This is a genomic window from Actinomadura rubteroloni (genome assembly GCF_002911665.1).
Classification (GTDB): Bacteria; Actinomycetota; Actinomycetes; order Streptosporangiales; family Streptosporangiaceae; genus Spirillospora; species Spirillospora rubteroloni.
Window position 1 is genome coordinate 664,278 of sequence record NZ_MTBP01000001.1, and the last position, 14,957, is coordinate 679,234.

A 14,957-nucleotide genomic window follows, 5' to 3' on the forward strand; every position below is an offset into this window, starting at 1 on the left:
GGGCCTGTAGCTCAAGGCAGAGTCCCCGCCTTGCACGCGGGAGGATGCCGGGTCGAACCGGCCGGGTCCACGACCGGGGCGTACGCACGCCCCGAGCCCTGATAGCTCAATGGACAGAGTACCGGTCTACGGAACCGGGGATCCAGGTTCGACTCCTGGTCGGGGCACGCGAGGAAATGCCAACGCGCGGTAGGGGAGTTCGGCCGTCCCCGCGGGTCTCATAAGCCCGAGATCGCCGGTTCGAATCCGGCCCGCGCGTCACAGGACGTACGATGCGGATCGTGCGGCAGATGAAACGGGAATTGCTCGGTCCGGACTTCGACGTCGATCCCTATCCCGCCTACCACCGGCTCCGCGCGGAGGCCCCCGTCCACCGGGTGCGGATCCGGGACGGCCTGTCCTGCTGGTGGGTCTCCCGCTACGACGACGCGCGCGCCGCGCTGGCCGACCCCCGGCTGAGCCGCGACCCCCGCGTCGCGGTGGCGGCCTGGCGCGCCGCGGACCGGGGACGGCGGCTGGAGGACGAGGCCGCGCTCGACGTCCACCTCCTGACGCGCGAGCCGCCCGAGCACACGCGGCTGCGCGCCCTGATCTCCGGCGCGTTCTCGACCCGGCGGGTGGACGCGCTGCGCCCGCGCGTCCAGGAGATCGCCGACACGCTGGTGGACGCGTTCGCCGCGCGCGGCACGGCCGACGTGATCGGCGAGTTCGCCTACCCCCTCGCGGCGGCGGTGATCGGCGAGATCCTCGGCGTTCCGGCCGGTGAGCGGGGGCTGTTCCGGCAGTGGACGTCCAACGCCGTCCCCGGCGACCCCGCGCCCGCCCCCGGCGACTATCTGCGCGACCTGCTGCGCGCCAAGCGCCGCGCCCCCGGCGACGACCTGATCAGCGCCCTGGCCCGCAGCGACGCCGACGAGACCGAGCTGCTGTCGATGATCTTCCTGCTGGTCATCGCGGGGCATGAGGGGAGCGTGGCGCTGCTCGGCAACGCGCTCGTCGCCCTGCTCACCCATCCCGACCAGCGGGAACTCGTCCGCGCCGACCCCGCGCTGGTGGACGCGGCGATCGAGGAGGTCCTGCGCTACGACGGTCCGATGGAGGTCGCGGCGTGGCGGTTCGCGACCGAGGACGTCACGATCGGCGGCACGGTCGTCCCGGCCGGGGAGCCGGTCGTGATCTCGCTCGCCGCCGCGCACCGCGACCCCGCGCGCTACCCCGACCCGGACGCGTTCCGCGTCACCCGCGACGACGCGCCCCACCTCGGGTTCGGGTGGGGCGTCCACTACTGCACGGGCGCGCGGCTCGCCCGGCTGGAGGGCGGGATCGGGCTCGCCGCGTTGCTGCGCCTGCCCGATCTCGCGCTCGCCGTGCCCGTCGCGGAACTGCCCCGGCAGCCGAGCTTCGTCGTCCGGGGCCTGCACGCGCTGCCGGTGACGTTCACGCCGTGACTCAGGGCTTGCGGGCCAGGCCGCCGTAGGACCAGACCTTCGCGACGTCGCCCGCGTCCGGGCCGTCCGGACGCCACAGCGGCAGCGGGACCAGGCCCGGTTCGAGCAGGTCGAGGCCGGTGAAGAAGCGCAGGACGTCCGCGCGGTCGCGGGGCAGCAGCGTGATCCCGCCCTGCGCCGCCACCGTCGAGACGCCGACGGCCTTCTCCGGCGCGAGGTCCGCGCCGAGGTGGGAGACCGCGAGCAGGCTGCCGGGCGCGGCCGGACCGAGGAAGCGGTCGATGATCGCGGCCGGGTCCGCCTCGTTCGGGATGTGGTGCAGGATCGCGACCATCAGCACCGCGACCGGACGCGAGAAGTCCACGAGCGCGCGGAACGCGGGGTCGTCCAGGATGGCGTCCGGTGCGCGCAGGTCCGCCTCGATGATCGCGGTGGTGTCGCCGGCCGGGAGCAGCGCGCGGGCGTGCGCGGAGACGATCGGGTCGTTGTCCACGTAGACGACGGTGGCGTCCGGCGCGACGGCCTGCGCCACCTCGTGGACGTTCGGGCTGGTCGGAATGCCCGTCCCGAGGTCCACGAACTGCCGGACCCCGGCCCGCGCCGCCTCGGTGACGACCCGGCGCAGGAACGCGCGGTTGGCCAGCGCGATGTCGCGGACCTCGGGCGACCGCTCGATGCCCGCCGCCGCGGCGGCGCGGTCGGCGGCGAAGTTGTCCTTGCCGCCGAGCAGGGCGTCGTAGACGCGGGCGGGGTGCGGACGGTCGGTCCGCAGGTCCGTGTGGGGCCGCTCGTCCGCCATCGGACACCTCCGTCGTCTCGGCCGATCCGCCTCAGCCTAGACACTTCGGACGTCCTGCGGTGGTGGAACGTTCCCGCGCGGCTCAGGGCTGACCGGAGTCGCTGTACCGGCCGCCGTCGCTGCTGTTCCAGGCCCGTCCGTTGATCATTTCGGAGACGAAGTCGATGTCGGTCTGGATCCGCCAGGTGATGTCCGTCCAGCTCCCCATCACGAACGTCATGTTGTACGGGCCCTCGGCCGGCGAGTTGAGGAAGCGCGGCGCCACCGACCGGAAGTAGCGGTCCACCTCCTTCGGCAGCTTGGACGGGCTGTCGGTCAGCAGCAGCGGCGCGTGGAACCCCAGGTGCGACAGCGGCGCGGACGCCACGGCGCTCTGCCAGTCGTGCCGGTTGACCAGCGTGAACCCGTGCCCCGGCCCGGTGATCCCCCAGCCGACCATGCCCATCGGGTCGTACATCTTGGCGAACGCGACGGCCGTGTTGACCGGCGTGTTCTTCGGCGGCGCGTTGAAAAGGACGCCGTCGTCGGACGTCACGCGCGACACCGCGCCGTACTCGGCGAGCTGCTTCACGACGGCGGGCGAGACCTGGTCGGGGCCGCCGAAGACGTAGATCGTCCCGTGCATGCCCCGGCGCTTGAGCGCGTCGATCGTGGCGTCCGGGACGCGGTTCCTGTCCACCCACAGCAGGCCCGTCGGCATGTGCGACACCCAGTGCGTGGCGGGCAGGACGTACTGCCACGCGTTCGTCGCGCCGATCATCACGTTCTGCATCCCGTTGCCGCCGCTGCTGGCGCTGATGCCCATCTGCGGGACGCCCGTGTCCGGGTTCTCGATGCTTCCGTACAGCTTGTCGATGTTGTCGGCGAGGCTGTAGACGTCCCGTCCGGTGACGCTCGTGAACTTCACGCCGATCGCCGCAAGCTGCCGCTTCACCTCCGGATTGGCCGCCGCGCCGACGAGGAACGCGTCCACGTCGCCGTGCCGTTCGATGCCGGTGTCGCCGAGCCGCTTGATCTCGTTGAGCGTGACCTGCGGGACGCCGTGACGCGATACGTAGAGGATCGGTGCGTCGTTCGGGAAGTGGATGAGCGGCGTGGCGCTGATGGCGGCGAGCGGGTCGTCCGGGGTGACGAGCGTGACGCCCCACGGACGGTCCGGGACGTTGTCGATCTCGCCCTTGTGGTTCAGCGGCCGGGCGGCGGGCCACACGTGCTGCGTGACCGACACCGCCTTCTGGTACGGGTCCGCGCCCCACAGCCGCGTCGTGGTCTTGGTCGCGTAGGCGGGCGCGAGCGTCGGTTCACCGGGCGGCGGCGGGGGCTGGACGGGCCGGCCCTGCGGCACGCCGAACGGGTAGCGGTTCTTGTCCACACGCGTCTTCGCGGCGCCCGGTTTGGTCGCGCCCGCGACGGGGCCGTCCGCGCGGGTGGCGTTGCCGGCGGCGAACGCGCCCACCGTGATCAGCCCGGCCGCGAGGAACGGCAGGCCGCGTCGTACTGGAATCCTGGGCACGGGCAGGTCCCTCGGGGTCGACAGATCGGTCGGCCACGAAGAGTAGCAATCCGGTCACGGACTCTTTCGCGGGCGAACGCGAAGGGAGCCCCAAATGCCGTCCCTGATTCGGTCCCGGCCGCGTGATCGGCTATTTCATTCCGGTTGTCACGATCGGGAAGCGGTAGCGGGTCTGGCTGTAGGGCGCCTTTCCGAACGCGAGGATCTTCGTCGGGGCGACGCCGAAGACCAGCGCGAACCGGCCGTCGGCGCCGCGGAAGCCGTCTTCTGTGGGCTCGAACGGCCAGTCCAGGCGCTCGTCCCACAGCGCCGCGAGTTCGCGGATGCGCTCCTTGCCGGTCACGCGCGCGGCCGTGCCCTCCACGACGACGTCCAGCCCGGAGCGCAGCCGGTTCGTGCCCGTCGTGAGGACGCAGCGGGCGTCGTGCTCCAAATTCTTGGCCTTCTGCTCGTCCGGGCCGACGCAGAAGTGCAGGCTGCCGTGCAGCCAGATCGCCGGAAGCGGCGTGACGTGCGGACGTCCGTCGCGGCGCACGGTCGACAACCAGAACATCTCCGGCCGCGTCAGCACGTCCACCACGTCCGACCAGGGGCGCGGCTCGACGCCCTGCTCGCTGAAGCCTTCGTGCAACTCGGCGACCGGCTCGATCTCCGCCATCGGATCTCCGTTCCGTCGTTCCTTCTCCGATGTACCGACCCGCGTGCGCACCGAAACTCATCGCTCGGCCGCCGCATAGAGTGAGGCGGTGCGTGCGGGGGAGCTGGGGGCGATTCTGCGGGGACGCGATTTCCGCCGCCTCTACGCGACGCGGCTGACGTCCCAGCTCACCGACGGCGTCTTCCAGGTCGCGCTCGCCGGATACGTCTTCTTCTCACCCGAGCGGCAGGCGTCGCCCGGGGAGGCCGCCGCCGCGTTCGCCGTGACCCTGCTGCCGTATTCGGTGCTCGGCCCGTTCGTCGGAGTGTTCATCGACCGGTGGCGGCGGCGCCGCATCCTGATCTGGACGCCCGTGGTGCGCGCCGCGCTCCTGCTGCTCGTGGCGGCGCTCGTCGGGACGGGCCACGACGGGGCCCTGTTCTTCCTGCTCGTCCTGGTCGCGCTGGCCGTGAACCGGTTCTTCCTCGCGGCGCTGTCGGCGGCGTTGCCGCAGGTCGTGGCGCGTCCGCACCTGGTGACGGCCAACGCGTTCGCGGTCACGTCCGGGACGGTCGTCGCGTTCGCCGGGGCGGGGATCGGCTACGGGCTGCGGGGGCTCGCGGGCGGCGGCGCACGCGGCACGGCGCTGCTGCTCGTGGCCGCCGCCGCGCTGTTCGCGCTGGCCGGGCTCGTCGCGTCGCGGCTGCCGCACGGTCCGCTCGGCCGGGCGGACCACGCGGCGCTCGCGAACGTCCTGCGCGGGCTGGCGGACGGCGCGCGGCACGTCGCGGACCGCCGTCCCGCCGCGCTGGCGCTCGCCGCCGTCTCGGTGCATCGCCTGTTGTACGGCGTGGTCCTGATGATGACGTTGCTGCTGTGCCGGGAGCGTTTCTCCGACGGTGACGCGGACGCGGGACTGACCGTCTTCGCAACGATGCTGGCCGTCTCCGGCGTGGGCTACTTCGTGGCGGCCGTCATCACGCCACCGATCGTCCGCCGTATAAGCAAGCCCGTGTGGACCGCACTGCTGCTGTCCGCCGGTGGGCTCGCGCTCGCCGTTCTCGGTCCGCCGTTCGCCCCCGTCCCGTGGGCGATCGGTGCCTTCCTGCTGGGTGTGGTCTCGCAGGGCGTGAAGCTGTGCACGGACACGACGTTGCAGGAGTCGATCGAGGACGCCTACCGGGGACGGGTCTTCACCCTCTACGACATGCTCTTCAACGCGGTCTTCGCCGCCTCGGCCGCCGCGACCGCCGCCGTTCTGCACGGCGACGGGGCGTCCGTGCCCGTCCTGGCGGCCGTCATCGCCGCCTACCTGGCCTCGGCCGCCGTCTTCCGCCTCGGCAGCCGGGCGTTGGCGCCGGTCTAGGAAACGGCCTCCAGCGGCAGGTCGCTGCCGCGCCAGACGTCCGCCAGTTCCTGCACCGGAAGGTCGAGCGCCTCGCCGAGCCGGACGATCGTGCCGAAGCCGGGCGAGGGCAGCCGGCCCGTCTCGATCTTGCGCAGGGTCTCGGGCGAGATCCCGGCCGCGTCCGCGACGTCCGCGAGATCGCGGCCCGCCCGCGCGAGGCGCAGCAGGGCGCCGAGCCGGCGGCCGGCCTCGATCTGTTCGGGCGTGAGCGGTTGGCGGACCATGCGCCCAGGGTAGGGCTGGTATTTCTATACCGTCAAGCAGTAAGGTTTCGGTATAGAAATACCAGTCGTCGTTGTTGAGGGTACTCGTGATCGAACTGAAGACGCCCGCGGAGATCGAGCGCATGCACGTGACCGGCCGGTTCGTCGCCGACGTGCTGTCGGAGGTCGGACGGCTCGCCGACGTCGGCGTGAACCTGCTGGACCTGGAACACCACGCGCGCGGCATGATCAAACAGCGCGGCGCGGAATCGTGCTACTGGGACTACTCGCCGTCGTTCGGCCGCGGCCCGTTCCGCAACGTCATCTGCCTGTCGGTCAACGACGCCGTCCTGCACGGCCTCCCCCACGACTACACGCTGCGCGACGGGGACGTCCTCAGCGCGGACTTCGCCGTCGGCATCGACGGCTGGGTGGCCGACTCCGCGCGCACGGTCATCGTCGGCACGCCCGCCCCCGAAGACCTGCGGATCGTCCGCGCCACCGAGGACGCGCTGGAGGCGGCGATCGACGCGGCCCGTCCCGGCAACCGTCTGGGCGACATTTCCGCCGCGATCGGTGCGGTGGCCCACGACTACGGCTACCCGGTCAATACCGAGTTCGGCGGCCACGGCCTGGGCCGCACGATGCACGAGGACCCGCACGTCCCGAACCTGGGCCGCGCGGGCCGCGGCCTGAAGCTCCGTCCCGGCCTCACCCTCGCGCTCGAACCCTGGTTCGCCCGTACGACCGACCGCATCGTCTACGACCCCGACGGCTGGACGATCCGCTCCGCCGACGGCTCCCGCACCGCCCACTCCGAGCACACCGTCGCCATCACCGAGGACGGCCCTTTGGTTCTCACCGCCCGCTAGGGCCGGACCCGGGCGAGGACGGCCCGCTTCAGCTCCCCGTAGGCGGCGTCGAGATCGAGGCCGGACGGGTCGACGAGATGCTGCTGGGCGATGCCGCGCAGCGCGCCGAGGAGCCAGCCGGCCAGGCCGCCGGGGTCCACGTCGTCCCGGACGGCGCCCGCGGCCCTGGCGAGCCCGAGGAGTTCGCCGATGCGGTCGCGCAGCCGCCGGTCCAGCGCGGCGAACGCGTCCTTGACGGCCGGGTTCGGCCCGATCGCCTCGGCCATCAGGTGGTGGTGGAGCGCGAACATCGTCGGCTGCTCGGCGAGCAGCCGACGGTGCGCGCCGAACCCGGCGTCGGTCAGGGCTTCCGGCGACGCCGCGGCGCGCTCCAGCTCCGGCAGCAACATGTGCTCCTCCCACTCGTCCACGACGTGCCGGACGATCGCCAGCAGCAGGGCCTCCTTGGAACCGAAGTGGAAGTTCACCGCCGCGCGGCTCTGCCCGGCGTGGGCGCCGATGTCGGCGACGGAGGTGGCGTGGTAGCCGCGTTCGGCGAACAGGGCGATGGCCGCGTCCATGAGTTCCCGGCGGGACGCCGCCGACCGCGCTGCCTGGCTGGGCACCTGCCCCTCCTCCGCTCGGGAACCGTGCCGGTGAATTTATCGCGCTTGACGGGGCGGACGATGTCGATCACGCTTACTAAGCGAACGTTTAGCAAGTTTCGCCCCCCGTCACGGGCACGTCCGCCCGTGACGATGCTTCCGGAGGCTCACGTGCACGTTCCGCGCCCAGCGCGCCTGTCCTCGATCTTCTTCGCGACGCTCCTGCTGCTGGCCCTCACCGCACCGTCCGCCCGCGCCGCCCCGGTGCTCCCGAACCCGAACTCGCACGGCATCACGCTGAACAGCATCACCGAAGTGAACGGCGACCCGCGCATGCTGGACGCCGTCGTCAGCACGGCGGCCATTTTCGAGCCCGTCCACGTGCGCATCTACCTGCCGTCCACCTACAACAACCCCGGCGACACCAACCGCTACGACTCCCTCTACCTGCTGCACGGGGCGAACGACCCGCTGGACGGCGCGCTGCCCTGGGCGGACACGTCCACCGACTCCGGGCAGATCGCGAACACGCTGGCGACCAGCGGCAGCCCGTTCAACGGGATCGTGGTCATGCCGGAGGGCGGAAAGTCCGGCTTCTACACCGACTGGACGAAGGGCGACAAGGGCTTGCGCCGGCCGCTGTGGGAGACGTTCCACATCGAGCAGCTCCTCCCCTGGATCGACGACAACTTCCGGACGTCCGCCGACCGGGCGCACCGCACCATCGCCGGACTGTCCATGGGCGGTTTCGGCGCGCTCAGCTACGCGGCCCGCCACCCGGACCTGTTCTCGGCCGTCGGAGCGTTCTCGCCGCCGTCCGACATCCGCACCGACATCGGGGCGCGGGAGATCATCGTGGCCAACAACCTCACGCTGATCTCGGGGTCTGCGATCACCGAGGCCGAGCGGCCGGTGAACGGCGGCGACGGCAACCACCTGGCCGCCGACATCAAGGACGTCTTCGGCGACCCGGAATCCACGTGGACGAGGCTCAACCCCCTCGACCTCGCCGCCGTCTACCGGGACCAGGACATCAAGCTCGCGCTCTACTCCGGCAGCGGCTTCGACGCCGCGCACGGCCTGGACCTCCTCGAAGGGGCCGCGAAGGGCCAGTCCGACGTCTTCCACAAAAAGCTCAACGACGAAGGCTTCGCCCACCGCTACTGCCAGGGAGGCGGCACCCACCACTGGGAGTACTGGCGGGCTGACCTGAAGGACTTCCTGAACTACCGCTACGGCACGACCCCCACCACCTGCCCGAACGGCTGGGGCGCCCCCAAGCCCTGACCCGGACGATCGCCGGCCGGTTCGAGCTCGAACCGGCCGGCGCTTCCATGCGTCCTGACCAGGACGGCCGGGGAATCAGGTGGCGCGGCCCTGCGCGTCGACCATCGCCGCGACGCCGTCGTCGAAGTAGGACGAGCGGTTCGTGATGCCGAAGAAATCGACCGTGCTCGTCACGCCGTTGACCAGGCCGCGTCCCGTGCCATTGTCGAAGTTCGTCATCCAGGGGCCGCCGCTCGCGCCGCCCTCGAACCCGCAGTCGAGGGCGATCGTGTAGTTTCCGCCGTCCATCGTGGTTCCCTGGAACCAGTGCTGGATCATGCCGTTGCTCAGGTTCCCGGGATAAGCGAAGACCGTTGTCGCGACGCTCTTCGGCTGATTCCAAATCAGGCCGTTCCCGCCGACCTCGTCGACGAGCTTCGTGCCGTTGTTCGGGTACGTGGTGACCAGCCCGACGTCCCGCTGCGTGTCGCGGCTGTTGGCCCACGAGCTGAACGTGCGGAACGACTTGGCGGCGAACGTGCCGTGCGGACGCGAGCCGTTGTTGTACTGCGGGACGAAAATCCAGTTCTTCATCCACGTACCGCCGTTGCCCTGGTGGACGCAGTGCCCGGCGGTGATGACGAGCTGCCTGGACGGGCTGTTGAGCGCGCTCGCCGAGCAGACGAAGTCGCCGCCGGCCGGGTTCGTGAAGAACACCTTGCCGACCACGGGCGACTCGTAGAGGGACGCCCTGACGTCGCCCTCGCGCGCGGCCTCGGCGGGCGGCGTGAAGCCCGGCTTCCCGATCCGCGCCGTCGTGGCCGACCGCGTCCCGGCCGCTGCCTTCGGTACCGGGGCGGGACGGGCGGCCTTCATCCGCGCGGCCGTCCAGTACGTCTCGACCTTCTTCGCGGCGGCGGCGCTGCTCACCGGACTCCCGTCCGAGAGCCGCGCCACACTCGCGGTCGTCCCTGCCACACCCGCCGGCGCCGTCCCCGCCTCCGCGCCGGGCACCACCGCGACGGCGAGCACCCCCGCCACGACCGCCGCCGCCGACATCCCGAGCGGCCTCTGCAACCAGTTGATCTTCGTCATGGGGCGCAACGCTAAGCACCACAGATAAGAACAATCTAAGACACGGCACCCTCTACCGAGCGGGACGGCAGGGCCGCCAGGGTGGAGGTGGACATGTGTCCAAGACGGCGTGCGCGTACTGCCCGAAGAGTTTGTTCGTTGAATGCTTCGTGCCCCTCTGTGAGGATGTGGCGGGTGGGGTGGGAGGCACTGGAGCAGTGGGGCGACGGCGTCGTGCGCGGCGAACGGCTCACCGGCGGAGTCGGCGTCAACCAGGTGTGGAGCATGCGTGTCAACGGACACCCGGCGGTCGGTCGTCTCGGCCGACGCAGCGACGCTGATCTCGCATGGGAGACCGGCCTGTTGCGGCACCTGCACCGTGAAGGGATGCCGGTGCCGGAGCCGATCCCGACCACCGACGGCCGGTACTTCGCCGACGGTCTGGTGGTGATGACCTACGTGGACGGCCGGCCGCCCGAGACCCGAGCCGACTGGCGTCGCGTCGCCGACACCGTGCGCCGGCTGCATCGGCTCACGCACGGCTGGCCGCAACGCCCCGGCTGGCGCTCGTCGACCGACCTTCTGCACGCCGAGACCGGGACGAGGATCGACCTCGGCGTGATGCCGCCCGAGGGCGTGGTTCGCTGCCGGGCAGCGTGGGCGCGCCTGGTCGGTCGCAGGACGTGCGTTGTCCACGGCGACCTCAACCCGGGCAACATCCGCATGACCGCAGAGGGCGTCGCGTTGATCGACTGGGACGAGTCGCACGTCGACGTCCCCGACCTCGACCTGGCACTGCCGCACAACGCGGCCGGTCTCGACGACGACGCCTACGACACCGCCGCGCAAGCGCACGCCGCATGGGAAGCCGCCGTCTGCTGGGACCCCAGCGGGACCGACCAGTTCGCAGTCAAGCGGCTCGCCGAAATCCGAGCGGTCTGAGCAGCCTCGACCACGATCTGACCGAGCCGCGCGCAGCCGGATCAGTGGGCAGCGCACGTTGCACAAGGACACGCGCTCCTTGGCCGACGGACGGCACTACGTCGAGGCGGCCAAGCCGTGGGAACTGGCCAAGGCCGAACGCAAGGAACAGGCCGCCCCGCAGGCGCTCGACGCCGTCCTGGCCGAACTCGTCGCCACCTGTCGCGATCTAGCCCACCACATGACACTGTTCCCCCCAGCGCGGCCCAACGCATCAACACCCAATGCGGCACGGGTTCCGCCCGCGTCGCCGATCCCGAACCCGTATTCCCCCGCCTGGACGTCCCAGCCTGCGAGATTCGCGAGCGCGAATAATCCGGAAGGCGTTGACCCGGCAACGCTTTCCACTTAGCGTCACAGTGCCCCGACTCGCAGGAGGGCCGGACAATGAATCCAGAACAGATCGCAGGCGATTGCCGCAACGGTGATTGCCCGGCGGCCTTCGATACCCGAGACGGGAACGTGGCCGTCCGGGGCGTCCCGCTGACCGGCATTCATGCCGGGGACGGGGAGCTGATCGTTTCCGTGCCCGCCGAGATCATCAAGGAGGCGGCGCGTGCGCTTGGCGGGTGATGAGTGGTCTCGCCTGCTCTTGGGCTTCGACCGGTCCGCTTTCCGGCTGGAGCTGCATCCAGTCTATTCCATGGCAGGCGAGGAGGAGGATTACGCGCGCTTCGCGGCCGGCGAGAAAGCCCCGCCCGATCTGCATTACGAGTGGCTCGATCAGGTGGCCGAGCGAGTACGGTCCGGGAAAGTGATGCAGCGGGTCCACGTTGTGCGCCGCCCGCTCTCGGACTATTTGCGGTTCGAGTTCGAGTGGGGATACGCCTTCAACGTTCGCGCGGGGGAGGACATCCGGATTCTCGATCTGACGGAGCGGCCCGATCCCGGCCTGCCCGGTCATGATTTCTGGATGTTCGACGACTCCACGGTGGTCCGCATGCTCTACCGGGAGGACGGGACACAGATCGAACGCGACCGCGTCGAGGCGGCGGACCTGGACGCCTACCGCCGTTACCGGGACATCGCCCTTGCCGACGCCGTCCCGTTCCAGGAGTACTGGCCCGCCGCCTAGTGCTGGAACCGGACGAGATAGGACGCCGACGCGACCTCGCAGACGCGCTGAAAGACCTGCGCCGCACGTCGGGCCTGACGGGCGATCGCCTGGCCGCGCGCTGCGGAATCAGCCAGGGCAAGATCTCCAAGATCGAGAACGCGAAGGTCCTGCCTTCCCTGGCCGATCTGGAGCGGTTGCTCGACGCCCTCCGCGCCACTGCGGATGTCAGGGACGAGATCTACGCTCTCGCCCGTCTGGCGAACACCGAATACGAGAGCCTGCGCACCGAACTGCGACGCGGTCTCCAGCACAAACAGCGGGAACTGGCCGCATTCGAGGCCACGGCCGACCACATCAGGTTCTTTCTACCTTCTATGATCACCGGGCTCCTCCAAACGCCCCGGTACGCACGCGCGAGCCTCGCCATGTTTCCCGGCGATCACGCCGAAGCACTGGCACGCCGTTTGGTCCGGCAGAAGATCTTGGACGATCCGAGCAAACGATTCTCGTTCTTGTTCACCGAGCAGGCCCTGCGGTGGCCGCTCTGCGAGCCGTCCACGATGGCCGACCAGATCAGCCGCATCATGGCGCTACTCGATCTGCCGCATATCACCATGGGTGTTGTGCCGCTGGGCGCCCACGTCCTCCCGGACGGACCGATGAACACATTTACAGTGTACGACGACCGGTTGGCGACCGCAGAGACGTTCTCGGGTGTACTGATGATGCGCGATCCGAGGGACGTCTCCTATCATCTGGAAGTCTTCGGAATGTTCCAGCGGCACGCCGCCCTGGGTCCGGATATGCGAGGTCTTCTCGAAGAGATTCGTCGCGAACTTATTTCAGGGCGGGAATGATCTGGCGATCACGACGGAGGCCGACTTACTTTCTCGGCATGGATGAGTTCAGGCACGACCACGACGGCCAGGGAGAACGATCTTCAACGCTCGATCGGATCGGTGCGGACGACCGGCGGCACGTGACCCCGCGGAAACATCCGCGCGATCTCGTCCCGCGTCACATCCTGGAGCACCTGGCCGCACGCGCGATGCGGCGGGGCAACGACCGGTCCGCCGCGCTCCGGCTCATCGACGTCACGCTCGTATTCCTCGTCGCGTGCGCAGAGAACCCCACAGCCGAACTGTCTCCCGTCTCCACGGAGTCGGACGAGATATGGCACGACCTGATCACGCACACGACTTTCTACCCGACGTTCTGCCGGACGATCGGACGACGGTTCATTCACCACGTCCCCACCGTCAACGACGACATCGCCTCCGGCCGGGCGCACGAGCGTACGGTCACCGCAATGCGCCGCACCGGCCTGCCGATTGACGAGCGTCTTCTCGTCCGGGCTCCCACCTGCCTCAACACCTGCAACCACGCCTGCCACGACGCGGACTCCGACGGCGACGACGACAAGTGATCGCCATGCCCCGGACCGCGTGGGTCGAGCTGCCGGGCGCCGTGCGGACGGCCGTCCAGGAGCGCACCGGAGAAGTGCTGGCCGAGTCTCCCACGCGGTTCGGGGCGCGGTCGCACCTGACCTCGACGCTGACGGCCGAGAACGGCCCGGTCTTCGTCAAGGCCGCGCGTCTGGACAGCCCTTTCGCCGGCGGCCTCCGCAACGAGCGGGCCGTCAGTCCGCACGTACGGCACGTGGCCGCACCCCTGCTCTGGGCAGTCGAGGCGGACGACTGGCTCGTCCTCGGCTTCGAGCACATCGACGGACGCCACGAACCATACGAGCCGGGCGGCATGGCGTTGAACGCGCTGACCGAGATCCTCGGCGAGCTGGCGGCAGTGCCGTGCCCGTCGACCGTCACCAAGCGGATCGCGTCCAGGTGGGCGGGCGACGACGAACGGCTCACCGCCGCGATGTCCGGCGACGCGCTCCTCCACACCGACCTCAACCCCGCGAATCTCCTGCTCACCGGCGACCGGCCGCGCCTGGTCGACTGGGCGTGGGCCTCGCGCGGCGCCGCATGGGTGGAGATCGCGCTCGTGCTCCCCCGGCTCATCGGCCACGGACACGCCCCGGACGAGGCGGAGCGTTGGGCCGGCAGGTTCCCGTCCTGGCAGCAAGCTTCGGCCGACGCGGTGGACGCCCTGGCCCGCCGAAACCTGTCCCGATGGGAGCGGACGACGGGCGGAAACCGCGAGTGGTCCACAGCCATGGCCGCGGCGACCCGCCAATGGATCACCTGGCGCTCCCGGCACCGAAGAACGAGGACCGTTCATCGCGGGTAGGCGTCGAGCAGGTCGGTGGTGCGAGCGTCGGTCTGCGCGACGAAGGCGCGGGTCAGAACTCGTCCAGGCCGCCCACCTGGCCGATGGGGAAGATGTGGCGGGTCGCGGCGCAGATGGTCTCCAGTGTGTGGATCGGCGTGCCCTCGGTTGAGTAGGACGCCCGGAGCACCTGCACCACCCACTCGCCGGGGTCGAGTTCCAAGGTGTCGGCCTCGAAGCGCGTCGCCGGACGGGCGGTCAGCGTTTCTTCGGCGTGGCCGAAGGTGTAGCCGAGTGCTTCGATGGCGGCTTGGAGTGAGGGTTTGACGAACTCGGGCTCGGCCAGGCGGGTCTGGGCGAAGAGGTCCGCGCGGAAGTAGCTCGTCGCGATCCGGACCGGGACGTCGTTGGCCAGCATGAGCTTGCGGCGGGCGACGATCTCGTCGCCCGCGTCCACGCGCAGGCAGGCCGCGACGTGTTCGGACGCGGGCTCCAGGCCGACGTAAAGCATCCGGCGGTCAGGGCGGATGCCCTGGCGCTCGGCCTCCACCAGGAACAAGCTGACGGATCCGCGCGTGGCCGGGTCCGTGGGCAGCGCCCGCTGCACGAGAACGCGCGGACCCTGGCTGACGGACGGCGCCGGCGCCTTGGCGGCGGGACCCTTGCGCATCTGCGACACCCGGCCCGGCGTGACGCCCAGCGCTCGCGCGATCTCCTCCAGGCTGTGCCCGTTCTCGCGCGCCTCCGCGATCGCGCCGCGCCGCACCCGCGCGGCCTCCTCGGTGAGCCCCTGCTGCTCGGTCATCGCCCGGCTGACCGCCCGCGCCCGCTCGATCGGATCGGCGATGGCGGCGATCTCGCCCAGCGTCCTCAGATCCACGATCTT

At 70.5% G+C, this 14,957-nt stretch carries 18 protein-coding genes and 3 tRNA genes; 14 read left to right on the forward strand and 7 right to left on the reverse strand.

Going from position 1 to position 14,957, the window contains the following annotated elements; translation table 11 throughout:
• The 4 genes from BTM25_RS03020 (at position 1) to BTM25_RS03035 (ending at position 1,448) form a co-directional block, all read left to right on the forward strand.
• Positions 1 to 70 (forward strand) — tRNA-Ala (locus BTM25_RS03020).
• A gap of 25 nt (positions 71 to 95) precedes the next feature.
• Positions 96 to 167 (forward strand) — tRNA-Arg (locus BTM25_RS03025).
• Positions 168 to 183: 16 nt separating this feature from the next.
• Positions 184 to 259, forward strand: a tRNA-Met gene (locus BTM25_RS03030).
• A gap of 31 nt (positions 260 to 290) precedes the next feature.
• Positions 291 to 1,448 (forward strand): cytochrome P450 family protein, encoded by a 1,158-nt coding sequence (locus tag BTM25_RS03035; protein WP_103562713.1) that lies wholly within the window; start codon positions 291 to 293, stop codon positions 1,446 to 1,448.
• 1 nt (position 1,449) lies between these two features.
• Here the strand turns inward: BTM25_RS03035 and BTM25_RS03040 are convergent, their stop codons facing one another.
• The 3 genes from BTM25_RS03040 to BTM25_RS03050 form a co-directional block, all read right to left on the reverse strand.
• On the reverse strand, positions 1,450 to 2,247 hold the full coding sequence (locus tag BTM25_RS03040; protein WP_103561221.1) for an SAM-dependent methyltransferase: 798 nt from the start codon (positions 2,245 to 2,247) through the stop codon (positions 1,450 to 1,452).
• An 82-nt stretch (positions 2,248 to 2,329) separates the two neighbouring features.
• Positions 2,330 to 3,760, reverse strand: a complete 1,431-nt coding sequence (locus tag BTM25_RS03045) for a hypothetical protein (RefSeq protein WP_146058933.1) — start codon at positions 3,758 to 3,760, stop codon at positions 2,330 to 2,332.
• A 130-nt stretch (positions 3,761 to 3,890) separates the two neighbouring features.
• Positions 3,891 to 4,418 (reverse strand): pyridoxamine 5'-phosphate oxidase family protein, encoded by a 528-nt coding sequence (locus BTM25_RS03050; RefSeq protein ID WP_103561223.1) that lies wholly within the window; start codon positions 4,416 to 4,418, stop codon positions 3,891 to 3,893.
• Between the two features lie 88 nt (positions 4,419 to 4,506).
• Between BTM25_RS03050 and BTM25_RS03055 the strand changes: the two genes are divergently transcribed.
• Positions 4,507 to 5,763 carry an MFS transporter gene (locus BTM25_RS03055; RefSeq protein WP_103561224.1) on the forward strand — a complete coding sequence of 419 codons (1,257 nt, stop codon included), beginning with the start codon at positions 4,507 to 4,509 and terminating at the stop codon, positions 5,761 to 5,763.
• On the opposite strand, the gene BTM25_RS03060 is transcribed toward BTM25_RS03055, so the two are convergent.
• Entirely contained in the window at positions 5,760 to 6,029 is a 270-nt protein-coding gene (locus BTM25_RS03060) for a helix-turn-helix transcriptional regulator (RefSeq protein ID WP_103561225.1), read from the reverse strand. The two genes, BTM25_RS03055 and BTM25_RS03060, sit on opposite strands and share 4 nt — an antisense overlap.
• 86 nt (positions 6,030 to 6,115) lie before the next feature.
• On the opposite strand from BTM25_RS03060, the gene map reads away from it, so the two are divergent.
• Positions 6,116 to 6,880 (forward strand): type I methionyl aminopeptidase, encoded by a 765-nt coding sequence (gene map / locus BTM25_RS03065; RefSeq protein WP_103561226.1) that lies wholly within the window; start codon positions 6,116 to 6,118, stop codon positions 6,878 to 6,880.
• On the opposite strand, the gene BTM25_RS03070 is transcribed toward map, so the two are convergent.
• Positions 6,877 to 7,485, reverse strand: coding sequence for a TetR family transcriptional regulator (locus tag BTM25_RS03070; protein ID WP_146058934.1), 609 nt, complete (start codon positions 7,483 to 7,485; stop codon positions 6,877 to 6,879). The genes map and BTM25_RS03070 overlap by 4 nt on opposite strands.
• Positions 7,486 to 7,635: 150 nt before the next feature.
• Between BTM25_RS03070 and BTM25_RS03075 the strand changes: the two genes are divergently transcribed.
• Complete coding sequence (locus BTM25_RS03075; protein ID WP_168211985.1) at positions 7,636 to 8,751, forward strand: alpha/beta hydrolase; 1,116 nt, start codon at positions 7,636 to 7,638, stop codon at positions 8,749 to 8,751.
• 75 nt (positions 8,752 to 8,826) lie between these two features.
• Here BTM25_RS03075 and BTM25_RS03080 read toward each other — a convergent pair whose 3' ends face one another.
• Complete coding sequence (locus BTM25_RS03080; RefSeq protein WP_168211986.1) at positions 8,827 to 9,825, reverse strand: trypsin-like serine peptidase; 999 nt, start codon at positions 9,823 to 9,825, stop codon at positions 8,827 to 8,829.
• 174 nt (positions 9,826 to 9,999) lie between these two features.
• On the opposite strand from BTM25_RS03080, the gene BTM25_RS03085 reads away from it, so the two are divergent.
• From BTM25_RS03085 to BTM25_RS03115, 7 genes are all read left to right on the forward strand, one after another.
• A complete protein-coding gene (locus tag BTM25_RS03085; protein WP_103561229.1) occupies positions 10,000 to 10,746 on the forward strand; it encodes a phosphotransferase enzyme family protein in 747 nt (248 codons plus the stop codon).
• Positions 10,747 to 10,825: 79 nt separating this feature from the next.
• Positions 10,826 to 11,137, forward strand: coding sequence for a hypothetical protein (locus tag BTM25_RS03090; protein ID WP_205647948.1), 312 nt, complete (start codon positions 10,826 to 10,828; stop codon positions 11,135 to 11,137).
• A gap of 35 nt (positions 11,138 to 11,172) precedes the next feature.
• Complete coding sequence (locus tag BTM25_RS03095) at positions 11,173 to 11,358, forward strand: hypothetical protein (RefSeq protein ID WP_103561230.1); 186 nt, start codon at positions 11,173 to 11,175, stop codon at positions 11,356 to 11,358.
• Positions 11,342 to 11,860 carry a DUF6879 family protein gene (locus BTM25_RS03100; RefSeq protein ID WP_103561231.1) on the forward strand — a complete coding sequence of 173 codons (519 nt, stop codon included), beginning with the start codon at positions 11,342 to 11,344 and terminating at the stop codon, positions 11,858 to 11,860. The genes BTM25_RS03095 and BTM25_RS03100 overlap by 17 nt, the downstream gene beginning before the upstream one ends.
• Entirely contained in the window at positions 11,860 to 12,699 is an 840-nt protein-coding gene (locus BTM25_RS03105) for a helix-turn-helix domain-containing protein (RefSeq protein WP_103561232.1), read from the forward strand. Before BTM25_RS03100 ends, BTM25_RS03105 begins: the two co-directional genes overlap by 1 nt.
• On the forward strand, positions 12,696 to 13,268 hold the full coding sequence (locus tag BTM25_RS03110; RefSeq protein WP_146058935.1) for a glycine-rich domain-containing protein: 573 nt from the start codon (positions 12,696 to 12,698) through the stop codon (positions 13,266 to 13,268). The genes BTM25_RS03105 and BTM25_RS03110 overlap by 4 nt, the downstream gene beginning before the upstream one ends.
• A 5-nt stretch (positions 13,269 to 13,273) precedes the next feature.
• Entirely contained in the window at positions 13,274 to 14,092 is an 819-nt protein-coding gene (locus BTM25_RS03115) for a protein kinase family protein (protein ID WP_146058936.1), read from the forward strand.
• 52 nt (positions 14,093 to 14,144) lie between these two features.
• On the opposite strand, the gene BTM25_RS03120 is transcribed toward BTM25_RS03115, so the two are convergent.
• Positions 14,145 to 14,951 (reverse strand): UTRA domain-containing protein, encoded by an 807-nt coding sequence (locus tag BTM25_RS03120; RefSeq protein WP_103561235.1) that lies wholly within the window; start codon positions 14,949 to 14,951, stop codon positions 14,145 to 14,147.
• Positions 14,952 to 14,957 lie beyond the last annotated feature (6 nt).